Origin of the sequence: Flavobacterium sp. 22659, from assembly GCF_052044235.1 — a bacterium.
Classification (GTDB): Bacteria; Bacteroidota; Bacteroidia; order Flavobacteriales; family Flavobacteriaceae; genus Flavobacterium; species Flavobacterium johnsoniae.
Genome location: NZ_JBQEMU010000003.1, coordinates 57,072 through 72,797 on the forward strand (window position 1 = coordinate 57,072; position 15,726 = coordinate 72,797).

Below are 15,726 nucleotides of genomic sequence, written 5' to 3' on the forward strand. Positions count from 1 at the left end.
AGCCTTTTTTTATGTTATAAAATGTCTTAAACTTTTGTTTTTAAAACTTTTAAAGGATGTTTTTTCTTTTGAACTAAAATACTTTTGTTTTTTTAGAGTATTCCCTATGTGCGCTAAAAGATTAGTTTTATTTCACAATCAAAATAAAATCAAAAATGAAAAAAAATCTATTTCTGTTTCTTATACTAGCAGTTGTATCTTGTAATTCCTCTAAAAAGGAATCTAAAAATAATGAAAAACCAACTCTTTTGCTGAGTAAAGTAAAATGGACCACTGTATATAAAAATGAAGTATACAGAAAAGTTACCAGGGATTCCAATTTTTTTTCATACGACGATCATAATCGTTTAAAAACATTATCAATGTATGGTATTAAAGTAGACTCTCTTGTTTACGATCAGTCAGGTCAGGTTATTTCTTTTAGGAAATCAGATGTATCCGGAATTACTAAATCTACTGTTGTTTATCAACTAGATAGAATTACAATTAATAGTAAAATAGAAACAAACAAGAGTTTTCAATCTCCAAGAGAATATAATTTTACCACTACTTTATATAAAGATAAAACCGGCACAATAGAACTCGAAAAAGGATCTTGTTATGAATATGATAAAGATGGAGATATCTATGAAAAAGAAAGCTGTATGACCCAAAAAAGTAAACCGAAAGATACTGTGTATGCCAATGTTTACAACTTAATAGGCGATGCCATTTTTTGGCAGATTATTACGGGCAATGGTTACCAATATGGAAATAAAAAGAGAATAACATTTAACAGTCTTACAACACATTCTATTGAACCCTTTGATGTGTCAGGTTATAGTACGCCTTTGAATAAAAAATATCCTAAAAAGGAAGTTGTAGACTTTGGAGAAGGAATAACAACTGTTGAATATGAATACAAAAAAGGTATTCAATAGTAAGTCCACAATTTGAATCTGAATTAGAATGTTTGGGCAAAATAAATATAGACCTCCAGAAACTGATCGTTTAGATTTGTTTTTAGGAAAATGCATAGATGAAATGACTGAAAATAACAGTGAATATTTTTATCAAAAGCAGATGCTCTGCAGGATTAAGCTTGTAGAGAGTTTTAAAGAAAAAATGAGTCCTTTTCTTCAAGATAAGCTTCTAATTGCTGAACAATATTGGAACGCATTTATACCAAATGAAAATTATCCTACTTCAGAAATTGATTTTGAGTTTATCAATCTGAGCAAAAGAAGAGATTTTGAAAAAAATGATAATGCTCAATTACATCTTCGCATTATTAGATTATTGTTTAAAAAATATGATAGTGAATCTACTGATGAAAATATTGACTGTTTTATGTTATTTTTTGAATATTTAATTAAGTTAGGATTTTATAAAGAAGATCTCGCAGATGCAGTTGAAAATTTGTTTGAATAGAAATAGAAAGATAATAAACACATACTATGGAAACTTTAGTAGATTTAGTCAACTCAACAAATTATAATGTTTTATTAGAAAATGTTAGATCAAGAATTGAGATTGAAATCAATGATGATATCCCTCCTGTTGTTTGGAATTTTTCAATAAAAGGATTGAGTTTGGCAGATGTTAAGACTGATGAGTTAAAATCTCTAATTGAACTGCATACTGATTCAATATCGGCTTATGTAGAAGTAAAACTTAGAAAATATTCTGATGATACAGAACAAGAATACCCAAAAGGTTATGAGGTTGAAAAAGAAGATGATAAGATTGTAAATCTTCCATTTTACAAAAACTTTCTTATTGGTTATCTGTTGGAATATTGGATATTAAAAGAGAATCCATTAGAGATTGAAAAATATGTTCGCGCTATCCGTATTCCAAATGCAAAAAAATATGCTAAAGAAATAACAGTTATTTATAATGATATTAATTCGTTGAAATGATTGTGATATTTCACGATAAAGCTGTTTGATTGTAGATGAAGAAAATCCCCAAAATAGAAAGCGTTAGTTAGTTCTACTGAAAATTAAGTTTTCTTTATCTTTTATTTAAGAAATATCTTAGAACTAAAAAGTTTTCTTTGAGCAAAATTTTCAAAGCCAGCTTTATATGCAGAATCAACTCATTCTTCTATTCTTATTTTTTGGATTAACTTCAATTTTTGCTCAGGAAAAGACTAAAATCATTTCAAAAGACACTCTTACTTTAGAAGCCATTGATCCGCTTCGTCCGGCAAAAGCATCGTTTTATTCGGCAATCCTGCCGGGATTAGGACAAGTCTACAATAAAAAATACTGGAAAGTTCCATTAGTTTATGGAGCAATTGGAACAAGTACTTATTTGTATATTGACAACCAAAAGAAATATAATCTGTATCGAAACGAATATAAAAACAGATTAGCAGGAAATCCAAGTGAAACACCAAGTTTAGCTAGATTAGATAACAGCAGATTAATTACTGCTCAAAAAGGATTTCAAAGAAACCGGGATTTATCGGCTTTATTTATGGTTGGTTTTTATGTCCTAAATATTATTGACGCCAATATAGATGCCGCTTTATCGCAATTTAATGTAGATGAAAAACTGGCGTTTAAACCTGCTGTTATAAAAAACGAGATAACGTTAGATAATAATTTTGGCGTTGCTCTAAATTATTCATTTTAAGTTTTTCGCAGCGAATCGAACAATAGCGAACAGGTAAAGTAAAAAACAAAAAGGCGTATGATTTTTTCATACGCCTTTTAATTTTTAAACTAAGTGAGATTATTTAACGATTAGTTTTTTAGTTGTTTTATACTCTTTAGAAACAATATTTACAATATATATTCCAGAAGCCAAACGATGATCGATTTTTCCTGAAGAAGAAAGTCTTTCGGTTAAAACAGTTCTTCCGTTTATATCTGAAACAGAAATTAAAGCCATGTCTCCGCTTTCCAATTCTGGTAATACAACATTAAATTCATTGTTTACAGATGGGTTTGGATAAATACTGATTACTTGTTCAGTTTCTGAAACAGCATCAATTTTCAAAGCAGATTTTCCTGTTCCAACAGTTGTTGGTTCTAATTGCCATTGTGCGCTGTACCAGCTGTCCTGTGAATTTCCGTATTGCGCAGAACCTGTCTGGTTTTCAACATGAATAATATTTCCTGTCTGCCATCTGTTTCTTAAACGAACCCAGGTTCCATCTATATAATCGCTTGACCATTGTGCACTCCAGAAAGTAGTATCGGTTATGTTGCATTGAACGCTTCCGGTTTGACCTTCAATATTCATTAACTCACCTGTAGCCACATTTTTTAGAACAAAATAAGTGGCATCGATTGCAATTTTCTGCCATTTATAGTTGTTACCAGAAACGGTTGTTCCGTAACCTGTATTTGTTCCGGCATCAGATAAATAAGCGCCCGTCCATCTGTTTTTTATGGTATAATAATTTCCTCCTCCAGAAGTAGTTGAAACCGTTACAATACAAGTACTTGTTTTATTTCCATCAACAGTTGAAACGGTAATTGTTGCAGTTCCATTTGCAACCGCGGTAATTAAACCAGAACTGTTTACGGTTGCCACAGCCGTATTGTTTGAACTATAGGTTACTGATTTATTAGTCGCATTTGCAGGAAGAACCGTTGGAGTCAATTGTTGTGTTCCGCCAGCATTTAATGATGCTGAACTTGGACTTAAACTAACGCTGGTTACCGCAATACCCGTTCCCGGATTAGAATCGTACCAAGTGCTGTTCATATACCATCCTGTTTTATTTCGGCTTAAATCAGCAGTTTGATTGGTTCCGTCGTTAAAAATTAAGTTTGTTGAGTTTATATTTGTAAACGTATAGCTGTACCACCCATTTCCAGAATCGGTCATGTTTACACCTGGCCAGGTCGCATTTGCCAAAACTCCTGTTGGTAAAGCATTCCAATAGTAAATTTTAATTCCAGTTCCCCAATTTGATGGTTTATAGAAATAAACTGTAAAATTCGTATTTGGATTTACTGTAATTGCTGCCGACGCTGTTTTGTTTCCGTCTTGTGTTGTTGCTGTAATTGTTACTGTTCCAGCAGAAACAGCTGTTACAAGTCCGCTTGAATTTACGGTTGCAGCTGCACTGTTGCTTGAAGACCAGGTTACGTTTTTGTTTGTTGCATTTGCAGGTGAAATTGTCACAGTAAGCTGTTGTGTGTTTCCGGCATACAAACTTGCAGAAGTTGGAGAAACTGCTGCAGAAGAAACCGGAATTGCAGCAACAGTTATAGCAGATGTAGCTGTTTTATTTCCATCAACCGTTTTAACCGTAATGGCTGCTGTTCCTGCTGCAACTGCCGTAACTAAACCAGAAGCATTTACGGTTGCTACAGCTGTATTGCTTGATGTCCAGGTTACATTTTGATTTGTGGCATTTGCAGGAGCAATTGCTGCATTTAACTGCTGGGTTGTCCCTAAACCAACAGTTACCGTTGCCGGACTAACCGAAACTCCTGTAACGGCAACAACCGGAGCATTTGTATTAGTTAAAACCAAATATTCGAAAGCAGCAAAATTACGCGTTGCACCTGCGGTTAAAGTAACCGAAGCATTATTGTTATATGGATTTACATAAGTTCCCGCCAAAGCTGCTGGAATAACATACGATTTAGCGGCGTTTCTCAAATTCGACATTACAATTACTTTTTCTGAACCTAATGTTTTGGTGAAAATGCTGATGTCATCATTAGCATACGTCGTTAAATCGCCTCGTCTGATCGCTGCGCTGGCAGTTCTGAAATTTAAGATTTTAGCGAAGTCTGCAGCAGCAGTTGGATTTTGAGACCAGTTGAATTTAAAGTTTGTCCAGGGCCAGTCTGTTTTGGGTTCGTAGTCAATTTCCTGTCCGCTCATTAAAAAAGGAACACCTTTCATATAAGCCGAAACTAAGAAGTTAGCAACAATTCCGTTGTGATTTTTAAAGGCAACAAATGGTCTTCTTACTCCATCATCATTCGTATACGTGTCATGGTTTCCTGTGTATCTAACGATCTGCTGATTTCCCGTAGCTTTAGCATATTCATAAGTAGACTGATCCTGGAGTCTTTGAGAAACAGGTCCGCCATTGGCAATATCGTACAAACCGCTGTGAAACCATCTGTCTCCATAATTCATGTCAAAGCCAACCTGAAAGTTTTCTTGTCGGTCTCCTTCTGCTAACATTAATAAATTGTGAGAAGATATGCTTCGAAGGTTTGAATTAACTTCTGACCAAAAATCTAATGGAGGGTTATTGGCATAATCGCAGCGGTAACCGTCGATATTTGCTGCAAAAATCCAGTAACGCATAGCATCTTTTATAGCCGCTCGTGTAGCCGAATTATTAAGATCCAGCGCAGCAATATCAGAGAAGTTTCCTAACTGCTGAATTGTTGTTCCGGTTCGTTTATAATATTCAGGATGTGAAACGGTCCATCCATGATCCCAAGAAGTTCCGTTGATGGCAATATCTAAAATAACGGCCATGCCGCGACTGTGAGCGCCATCAACCAAAGTTCTTAAATCAGCCAGTGAACCGTATTCAGAACCAACGGCTTTAAAGTCTTTGATACAATAGGGCGAAGCCGAACTTCGGGAATCGGTGCCGTGCGGGAAAATGGGCATTAAATAAATTACGTTGGTGCCAAGTGCTTTTATATTGTCTAATCTGGCAGTTACTCCGGCTAAATTTCCGCTGGCACTAAATGGACGAATATGCACCTGATACATATTGACATCTCTAGGATCTGGTACTCCTGCAAATGGTGTTCCGTATTGCGGAGGATCCTGCGCATACACTGAACTTGCAAATAATAGTAGAAAGCAAATTAATGCTTTGGTAATATGAAATAATCTAGTGGTAATTTTGATTTTCATAATGATAGTTTTTTGAATGCTTGTCGGCATTTTTAACTAAAATTCATTCTCACTCGCATTGTTTTTAAATTCGACAAACATTTTGTGGTTAATAGTTTTCAAGTAGTAAAATTTTAATCTAATTATAATCGTTGAGTATACTGCATAACGATTTTATCTAACATATAGAAACATAGATATTATGATGTAAAAGGGTTCAGAAAAAGAAACAAATTTCTTCACACATAGATGGCTATGTGCGTTTTAAATAAATGAAATGTCTTTTTTTGGAGTTTACAAAATCTATGTTTCTATGTGTTAAAATAATTATGCTCAACGAAGAATTATAACTTTTTCAATCCTTTTAAATCTGAAGCAGTTCCTTCTTTAATGCTGATAGCAGCACCACCGCCCGGAGCTAAATATTGTTTCAGTTTGCTTTTTGAGTTTACGATAACTTTAGTAACGGTATACTTCTGTGGATTCTGATTCCAACTGGCATCTTTAGCATCGGCATAAATAGTGGCAACGAAATTTTTTCCTGCAGGTAAATAATCAAATGAAATGTCTGCTGTTCTGGCATTTTCATCTGTAATGCCGCCAATAAACCATTCGTTTTTGCCTTTTGCTTTACGTGCAATTGTAATATAATCTCCAGGTTCAGCTTCCAGAATGTAACTGTTGTCCCAGTCTACAGCAACGTCTTTAATGAATTGAAATGCATCTGGAAAACGCTCATAGTTCCCCGGAATATCAGCAGCCATTTGCAGCGGACTGTACATGGTTACATAATAAGCCAATTGTTTTACTAAAGTTGTGTTTACTCTTTGTGAACTTCCTGTTCCGTAATACGAAAGATCGGTCTGGAAAATTCCAGGCGTATAATCCATTGGACCTCCCATTAAACGGGTAAATGGTAAAATTGTAGTATGATCCGGAGCTAATCCTCCCATAGATTCGAACTCAGTACCGCGCGCTGATTCCTGAGCAATCCAGTTTGGAAAAGTACGGTTTAATCCTGTTGGACGAACGGCTTCGTGACTGTTAATCATAATTTTATAATCGGCAGCACGTTTTGCAACGTTAATGTAATGATTTACCATCCATTGTCCGTCGTGATGTTCGCCGCGCGGAATAATTTGTCCTACGTAACCTGTTTTTACAGCATCATAACCGTTATCATTCATAAATTGAAAAGCACGATCCAAACGACGTTCGTAATTGGTTGCCGATCCTGAAGTTTCATGGTGCATGATAATTTTTACACCTTTTGAAGCTGCATAAGCATGAACTGCTTTTACATCAAAATCAGGATATGCAGTTACGAAATCAAAAACGTCTTCTTTCCAGTTGCCAATCCAGTCTTCCCAACCAATGTTCCAGCCTTCGATAAGAATTGCATCAAAGCCATTTTTGGCAGCAAAATCAATGTATTCTTTTGCGCGTTCTGTTGTAGCTCCGTGTTTTCCGTTTGGAGTAAGTTTGGTGAAATCATCCGTCATTTTTACGTTGTTTTCTTTTCCAAAAGCCCACGTGCTTCTTCCTGCCACGAAATATTCCCACCAAATTCCAATGTATTTCACAGGTTTAATCCAGGAAACATCTTTGTAACTTGTTGGTTCGTTAAGGTTTAAAATTAGTTTTGAAGCTAAAATATCGGTTGCTTTATCGCTTACTACAATGGTTCTCCAAGGCGTTTGAGTATCAGTCTGTATATATCCTTTTGCACCAACGGCATCTGGAGCCAGATGACTTGTCATTTTGTTGGTTTTGGCATCAACTTCAAGGTACATTGCCGGATAATTGATTAATCCTGCTTCGTGAATGTTGATGTATAAACCGTCATCAGATTTCATCATTGATGGTGTTTGTACACACAATTCTTTGATTGGCTGCTGTGCATTGATTTCAATCGTAGCTTTTTTCATCAAAGAAGGAATTTCTGAAATCTTCGAAGTTGTATAAGCGTATTCGTTGGTATCATAATCTCCCGGAATCCAGAAAATTTTATGATTTCCTGCCAATTGAAATTCAGTGCGCTCTTCTTTAATTACAAAATAATTCAGGTCATTTTGTTTAGGAAATTCATATCTAAATCCCAATCCGTCGTTGAATAAACGGAAACGAATGCGGATAAATCTATTGTTGTTTTTTGCCTGAGCCAAAGTGACAACCAATTCGTTGTAATGATTGCGAATTGTTTTTTCTTCTCCTAAAACCGGATTCCAATTTTCATCAACAGAAGATTGAGCTGTGTTTGTAATGGTAAAACCATTCATAAACGAAGCATTGTTTTGAAGTTCTAAACCTAAAGAACTTGGTTTAATAACCGGTTTCTGTTTGTATGATAATTGGTAAGACGGAATGCCGCCTTCTTTTAATTCAAATTTTAGAGAAAGATTTTTGTCTGGCGAAGTTATTTCTTGTGCCTGAAGCCAAAATGTGCTTAGGAATATAAAAAATAAAAACGCTGTTTTTTTGCTCAAACGCATTTGAAGCAATGATTTTTGGGATTGAAAATTCATGTTATTTAGTTTTGTGCAAATCTAGTTTTATTAGAAGCTGCATTGGTATTAATTTTTCAATATTATGTATTGAAAAGGCTGTAAAGTTATATCTGCACCAACAGTTACAGACGCTCCGGTAAATGCGTCTTTCCAGTTTCCTTTTAAAGTATTTGGAATAAGATGTTTTACTGCAGAACTGGTTAAATTAGAAAGCACAAAAACCTTTTCAGCGTCTTTTTCCATAGTAAAAGCACTTACGGCATCACTGCTGTAACCTGTGTATTCTCCTGATTTAATGGCTTTGCTTGTGTTTCTAAAAGCGATGATTTTTTTGTATTCAGCCAGCATTTCATTATCGGCAGTACTCCAGTCGATTGGTGTTTTAGCAAAATAATTTAATCTTTTATTGTATCCAATTTCCTGTCCGTTATAAATCATTGGAACCGATTTTAAATACACAGCAACAACAAACGTCGCGATAGATCCGTTTCTGCCTCCAAAAAGTTCTAACGGCGTTCCGTCAGAAAGATTAACGTCATGATTACTTGTGTATCGTACAACTCTGTTTTCTGGATTGTAGTTGTTGGCATATTCAGTTGTATTAGATTCCTGAATAGTCACAGCTGATTTGTTTTCTTTGAAAAGTTTTTCCAGAGTGCTGAAGAAATTGAATCCAAACGTATAATCAAAACCTGATGCAAAATGGTTGTATTTTGAACCTTCAGCCAGCATTAAAATAGTCTGGTTTTTCTTGATTTTTCGAAGCTTTGAAATGGCATCTGCCCAGAAATTGTTCGGAACAAAATCTGCATAATCGCATCTGAAACCGTCAATATTGGCATTATAAACCCAATACGACATAGCATCGATCATAGCATCTTTCATTTCAGTATTATTGAAATTTAACTGCGCTACGTCATTGTAATTTGTTCCCGGCGGAATAATGATATTGCCGCTCGCATCCTGCTGATACCAGTCTTTATGCTGCGTAATCCAGGCATTGTCCCATGCAGTATGATTGGCAACCCAGTCTAAAACAACAGCCATATTTTTCTTGTGTGCTTCTTCAACTAAAGCCTGAAGGTCTTGTAAAGTTCCAAAATCTGGATTTACGGCTTTATAATCTTTAACAGCATAAGGAGATCCTAATTCGCCAGATGCTTTTTCTTTTCCAACAGGATAAATGGGCATTAAGTAAATCACATTTGCACCAAGTTCCTGAATTTGAGAAAGTCTTTCCTGAACTCCTTTCAGTGTTCCTGCCTGACTAAAAGCACGAATGTTTACCTGATAGATTATGGCGTCTTCTTTTTTGGGCATTTTTTCAAATGGCGCTCCATATTGTGTATAAGGAGAATCCGGCGTTTTGTTATCGTCATCAGAAGAACTGCAGGAAATAAAAGCCAATGCCAGCAGCAGTATATAAACGATCTTTATATTTGATTTCATGTTTTTTTGAGTTTTTTGTAATCGCTTAGACTTTTAGATAGCCTGCCTTTCGCTCAAAAAAGGCAGGTATCACTCAAACTAATCTAGCTATATTACAATGTTAGATTATTTTTTAACTATCGTACAAGTTGCAGTTTTTGGGTAACCATTGCTTACAGGATCTACTTCATCAATTTTGAAAGTTACTTCGTAAACTCCCGCTTCTGGGATGTCATAAGCACCTCCATTATCCAGGTTAATTGTGTTTGTTGAAGGATCTGCTGGTCCATAATTGATAGTCCAACTATTGTTTAGTCTAAATTTTAATGCTCCTGTTACTAAATTGGCAGTAATTTTCCATGTTTTAGTTTGATGGTCGTAATTCATAGGTGTACTGTTGTCCCATCCTCCGGCTTGAGAAGTTCCAACAATTCCCCATGAATAAGGCGTCGAGCTCCATTTTAAAGTATTTAAATTTACTTTTATTTGATAAGAGCCTGCTCCCGGAAGTACAAAGTTGGCATCGCTCATGTTTTTCAAATCAAAATTTGTATTACCCGCACCGTAGAATTGAGCCCAGTTTCTGGCTTTATTAAATTTAAAAATAGGATCTCTGTCTGGTGCAAGAGTCATATACCCTTGATACACTCCCAATTGAATTTCATTCAATGTTGCGGCTGTTTCTACATCCCATTCTCCCTGATAACTTCCCGGCATATAAATTTCGCCCATAACAACAGTTTTCAGGTAAGGAGTAACATTTATAGTGATAGGAGCAGAGTACACTTTATGATCCATAGCAGCTTCTACACGAATTACTAATTCTCCCGAAACATCTGTTTTAAGACCTAAATCTGTGGCAATTTTATTTAATTCTGCTCCGGTAAATGATTTGCTTAAAACATCTTCGCCTACAACAATTCGTTTAGCATGCAGCCATGCTTCACTTCCTTTAATATCTGTAGTCAAATCAAATTGTACAGCATAAGTAACCGGTGCTGCAATTGGAAACGTAACTTTTGGCCAGGACACCAGTAAGGCAGCATCATCTGAAGTATCTTCTTTAAGAACTATTGAAGTTGATGATACTTCAATTGCAGAAGGAAAACTAACAGATTGGAGTGTCGTTACTACGCCTTCACTTTCACAGGAAGCTGCTAAAAAAAGCAGGCTTCCTAGTAAGAATAATTTATTGATATATTTTTTCATGATAGTTTTGTTTTTAGTAACCTGGGTTTTGTTTAAGTCCGCGATTAGCATCTAGAGCAGATGTTGGAATTGGGAACAATTTTCGGTAAGCAGGAGATGCTGGTCTAAACTCGTTTGCCAATAAAAATTTGTCAAAACGAATCATGTCTTGTCTTCTGTGACCTTCCCAGTTTAATTCAAATCCTCTTTCGTTGTAGATATCATCAAGAGTAGGATTGTGGTCTAAAGCGTCTAAACCTGCACGTTGTCTGATCTGGTCTATAAAAGGCTTTGCAGCGGCAGGATTTCCTAAACGCGCATTACATTCAGCCATCATTAAAATTACATCAGCATATCTATAAATAGGAAAATCATTTGAAGCGCCGCCGCCGCTTTTAACCCCGGCCGGATAAAATTTAACGTTACGAACTCCCGCCTGAGGAGCTGCTCCAGGATTGTCTAATGAAGCAACCTCAAGTGTATAATTGAATCCTCCCGGCTGTTCTCCAACCAAAAATTGGTTTCTTCGGATATCATTTGCTGCATATTTTAAGTAGAAATCTTTAGGAACAATAGTTCCGTTCCAGCCGCTTAATCCAAACATATTTGTGCCCTGCGGACCGTATACACTTCGAACTGCATAAACATTACGAGAAACAACGTCAAGCGTAGCATAAATAGGAAGAATAGTTTCATCATCTGGAAGTATATCTCCAAATAACTCATAATATTTATTCTTTAATGGACTGGCGTCGTTTGCCTCACCTGAATGCAGCGTAAAACCGCCTTCGCTCACTTTGTTGCAGGCCGCTAAACATTCCGTCCATTTTGCTTCTCCGGTATATACTTCAGCATTCAAATACACTTTTGCTAATAAAGTATAACCTGCCCATTTGTTGAATCTTCCATAATAATTACCGCCTTTTGTTACCGAAAGTAATTCTACGTTATCTGTTAGTTCTTTAACTATAAAATTAAAAACTTCCTTACGGCTTGCCTGCGGAATTTTATCAACGGTAATATTGTTGTCTGTGTAAAAAGGTACATTACCAAAATCATCAATCAATAAATAATAAAAGAAAGCACGTAATACTTTTGCTTCGGCAATTTTTGAAGGATCGGCATTTGATTTTTCTAATAGCTCGACAGCTAAATTGGCATTGAAAACAGATTTGTATAACCAGTTCCAGGTATTGTTGATAATAAATTCAGAAGGCAGCCATTCGTGTTTGTGCAAACGGGCAAAATCCTGCTGCCAGTTACCGTCATTTCTATGCGGAATTACCTGCTCATCTGATGACATACAGTTCATGTCGTACCAGCCGTTATCTGCTCCGGCATAGCCTACACCGGGTACGCCTTTACGTTCAAAATCTCCCGGAATTTCAGCATAAACACTTGCAAGAGCAATATTAGCTCCTTCCGGTGTTCCATAAAAGCTGTCCGGCTGATATTTGTCGTATATATTTTCGTTGATATCTGTACAGCTGAAAAGTGTTAGGAAACATACGCTTCCTGCTGCTACTATATTTTTAATTTTCATCTCTTTTACTATTTAAATTTTACAGTCAAACCAAATGCAACACTTCTGGTACGAGGATAAATTCCTTTATCGCCTCCAAAATTATCATTAGGGTCGCCGCTTCCGCTTATATTTAATTCAGGATCAACGCCTGTGTAATCTGTAATTAACAGTAAGTTGTTTCCAGTAAGCGAAAGTCGAACAGAGTCTACATATTTATCAGTAAAACGGAAAGTATATCCTGCAGTTACGTTTTCTAAACGAACAAATGAACCGTCTTCTAACCATGCATCAGATCCATAAGGAGAAGAAAATATTCCTCTGTCAACAGCACTGGCCAATACATTTGAACTACCTGTATTTTCCAGCATGCTCAATCTTTGGTTAAGATTGTTATAAATTTTATTTCCTCCTGAACCTCTTACTAACATAGATGCATCAAAATTTTTGTATCTGTAAGATGGGTTAAATGCAAAAGTGTAAGTTGGGAGAGCAGAACCTGCATAGTAACGATCCGGACTTGTAGCTCCTTGATCGATTTTACCATCTCCATCGCGGTCTTTTACGGTTTCGACACCATTTTCATTTGTACCGGTACTTTCTAAAATATAGAAGGAACCAATTGGTTTTCCCTGCACTAATAAAGAATTTGGCGCTCCCCAGTTTACGAAGTTTGTATTTAAAGGAATACCGTTAATACTGCCGCTTAAATTAAGCACTTCATTTTTCATAAAAGATACATTTCCTGCTAATGTCAGTGTGCTGTTATCTGTTCTAATAACATCATAAGCAAGAGCTGCTTCTAAACCTTTGTTTGAAATACTTCCTACATTGGCTTTGATTTTATTGTAAGGATAAGGAGGCTGAGGTACAGTATAATCGAATAGAAGATTATCTGTTCTTGAGTCATAAACATCTATGCTTCCTCTTAATCGATTATCTAAAAGAGCAAAATCAAGTCCAATATTGGTTTGTTTTTTAGTTTCCCATTTCAAATCAGCATTTGCATTTTGAGAAATACCAAAATTGGTAATAATAGATCCTCCAAAATAAATATTTCCGGCACTGTCGACTAACGGCAGTGAAGTCTGCGGATAAAGACCCTGCTGATTACCAGTTTCACCATAACCTGCACGCAGTTTTAATTCGCTGAATAAAGTCTGATTCATCATAAAAGGCTCTTTGTTAATCTGCCATGCCACAGATGCAGAAGGGAAATTCCCCCATTTGTTATTGGTGCCAAATACAGATGAACCATCACGTCTGATACTTGCTGTAAGTAAATAACGATCTAATAAAGAGTAGTTTAATCTTCCTAAATAAGAAACCAATGATCTGTCGTTTTTATAAGATCTGATATCTCCGGTTCTTACTTTAGACAAATCGCCAAACTGAAGCGCATTGTAAGTAGCTTCGTCACTTATAAAACCTCTTGCCTGCGTATAATTTCCCTGATAAGTCTGGCTTTGCCATTCGTATAAAGCCAAAGCATTAAAGCTATGGATCCCGAAAGTTTTTTTATAGGTAAGACTTAAATTGGTTAATTTTTCGTTCTGTTTCTTATTATCTATATTGGCAAAACCATGCTGTTCAACTGCGTTAAAATCTGTTGATTCTGCCGGCATATAATAACCTGCCGTATAGTTTGTTTTTCTCCAGCTTCCAAACCAGTTTGCTGTAAAGCCTTTTCCTAAATCTAAATCGGCTTTTAAGCTTCCAAATAAATTATCTTCTTGTCTTTCATTTGTTACTTCATGCGCAGCTGCATAAGGATTTAAATAATGAAATACGGTTGGATCTGTAAAATACGTTCCATCAGTATTATAAACAGGATCTGTTGGTCTTGCTAATAACGCATTTGTAATCAAGTTTGATGTATAAGCAACTGTTCCAATACTTCCAATGCTGCTTGTGATATTATTTACACCGCTGTTTAAATTAAAGGTTAGTTTTAATTTATCATTTAAAGCCAATTGAGTTGCCTGAATGCGTCCAATGTATTTTTGGTTGCTCGAATTAATTACAACACCATCTTGCATAATAGCCGTTATAGAAGCTCTGTAATTAAATTTATCAGTTCCGCCTCCAAAAGACAAAGTATGAGTCTGTGTAATTCCGGTTTCAGTCAAAAGACCATACCAATTTGTATTTGAACCGTGATTAGAAGATGCCGGAACGCCAACACTTTGAGCAGTCTGCCACCATTGGTCAGCATTAAGCATGTCTAGTTTTTTCGGGATAAAATCTACTGATGTAGAACCTGTATATTCAATTGTAGTTTTCCCGGCTTTGTTTTTCTTAGTTGTAACAATGATAACTCCAGGTGCTCCTCTTGATCCATAAACAGCAGTAGCCGAAGCATCTTTTAAAACATCTATGCTTTCAATTTCACTTGGCGGAACCTGGTTTAGCAAATCCATATTTCCCTGAATTCCATCTACAACCACCAACGGATCGTTTCCACCAATTAAAGACGAAATACCGCGAATACGAACACTTGGTCCAGAACCCGGTTCACTTCCTATTTGCGTAATATTAACCCCCGCAGCTTTACCAGAAATTAATTGCAGAGGATTTACAATGGCACCCTGATTCATGTCTTTTGCAGCGATTGAAGAAACTGCTCCCGTTACATCTTTTTTAGCAGCAGTTCCGTAACCTACAACAACAATTTCCTGTAAATCTGTAGCGTCTGGAAAAAGCTGAATGTTTATTACCGTTTGATTAGCCGTTACTTTTTTCTCTTTGTACCCCACAAAAGAGACAATAATAACCGATTGGCTGCTTTCTACAGTGAGTTTGTATTTTCCATCAAAATCAGTTACCATTCCGTTTTTTGTTCCTTCTTCGATAACAGAAGCGCCGGGTAAAGGCAGACCATTTTCATCGGTAATAATTCCGGTAACGGCTTGTTTTTGAAACTTAATAACTTCAGTTTTAAGTTCCGGTTTTTTGAGGATAATTTGAGTATCCCTGATTTTAAATTCAGTCAGAGTTCCTTTAAAAATTTTGTCTAAAACGACATATATAGATTGATCTTTTACAGAAATCGAAACCGTACGATCTAAGTCGATATCGTTCAATTTGTAAATAAATCTAAAGTCGGTTTTTTGTTCAATGGTCTCAATAACCTTTTCGATTGTTGAATTGTTTAGTTCAAGAGTAACTTTTGTTTTTTGGGCATAAGTATTCCCTCTAATATTAAACATGGCGACCAAAAGAAGTAGAGTAGTTAGTTTCAATTTTAGGTCATTTTGGAACAAT

Annotated in this window: 10 protein-coding genes; 4 read left to right on the top strand and 6 right to left on the bottom strand. The window is 35.9% G+C overall.

Annotated features, from left to right (window positions below; translation table 11 throughout):
* Positions 1 to 155 precede the first annotated feature (155 nt).
* The 4 genes from ACTJIW_RS04035 to ACTJIW_RS04050 all read left to right on the top strand — a co-directional run bounded on the left by ACTJIW_RS04035 (position 156) and on the right by ACTJIW_RS04050 (position 2,622).
* Positions 156 to 920 (top strand): hypothetical protein, encoded by a 765-nt coding sequence (locus ACTJIW_RS04035; protein WP_440714700.1) that lies wholly within the window; start codon positions 156 to 158, stop codon positions 918 to 920.
* Between the two features lie 28 nt (positions 921 to 948).
* Positions 949 to 1,410, top strand: coding sequence for a hypothetical protein (locus ACTJIW_RS04040; protein WP_121362621.1), 462 nt, complete (start codon positions 949 to 951; stop codon positions 1,408 to 1,410).
* A gap of 26 nt (positions 1,411 to 1,436) precedes the next feature.
* Positions 1,437 to 1,901 carry a hypothetical protein gene (locus ACTJIW_RS04045; RefSeq protein WP_149205753.1) on the top strand — a complete coding sequence of 155 codons (465 nt, stop codon included), beginning with the start codon at positions 1,437 to 1,439 and terminating at the stop codon, positions 1,899 to 1,901.
* A gap of 166 nt (positions 1,902 to 2,067) precedes the next feature.
* Entirely contained in the window at positions 2,068 to 2,622 is a 555-nt protein-coding gene (locus tag ACTJIW_RS04050; RefSeq protein ID WP_012023289.1) for a DUF5683 domain-containing protein, read from the top strand.
* 99 nt (positions 2,623 to 2,721) lie between these two features.
* Here ACTJIW_RS04050 and ACTJIW_RS04055 read toward each other — a convergent pair whose 3' ends face one another.
* The 6 genes from ACTJIW_RS04055 to ACTJIW_RS04080 form a co-directional block, all read right to left on the bottom strand.
* Positions 2,722 to 5,838, bottom strand: a complete 3,117-nt coding sequence (locus tag ACTJIW_RS04055) for an Ig-like domain-containing protein (RefSeq protein WP_440714699.1) — start codon at positions 5,836 to 5,838, stop codon at positions 2,722 to 2,724.
* A 323-nt stretch (positions 5,839 to 6,161) separates the two neighbouring features.
* Entirely contained in the window at positions 6,162 to 8,309 is a 2,148-nt protein-coding gene (locus ACTJIW_RS04060) for a glycoside hydrolase family 97 protein (protein ID WP_440714773.1), read from the bottom strand.
* 81 nt (positions 8,310 to 8,390) lie between these two features.
* On the bottom strand, positions 8,391 to 9,773 hold the full coding sequence (locus ACTJIW_RS04065) for an alpha-amylase family glycosyl hydrolase (RefSeq protein WP_440714698.1): 1,383 nt from the start codon (positions 9,771 to 9,773) through the stop codon (positions 8,391 to 8,393).
* A gap of 105 nt (positions 9,774 to 9,878) precedes the next feature.
* The gene (locus ACTJIW_RS04070) at positions 9,879 to 10,961 is read right to left on the bottom strand and encodes a SusE domain-containing protein (RefSeq protein ID WP_433814694.1); all 1,083 of its coding nucleotides are present in this window, start codon (positions 10,959 to 10,961) and stop codon (positions 9,879 to 9,881) included.
* Between the two features lie 13 nt (positions 10,962 to 10,974).
* A complete protein-coding gene (locus ACTJIW_RS04075; RefSeq protein ID WP_440714697.1) occupies positions 10,975 to 12,483 on the bottom strand; it encodes a RagB/SusD family nutrient uptake outer membrane protein in 1,509 nt (502 codons plus the stop codon).
* A gap of 8 nt (positions 12,484 to 12,491) precedes the next feature.
* Positions 12,492 to 15,704 (bottom strand): TonB-dependent receptor, encoded by a 3,213-nt coding sequence (locus ACTJIW_RS04080; protein ID WP_440714696.1) that lies wholly within the window; start codon positions 15,702 to 15,704, stop codon positions 12,492 to 12,494.
* Positions 15,705 to 15,726 lie beyond the last annotated feature (22 nt).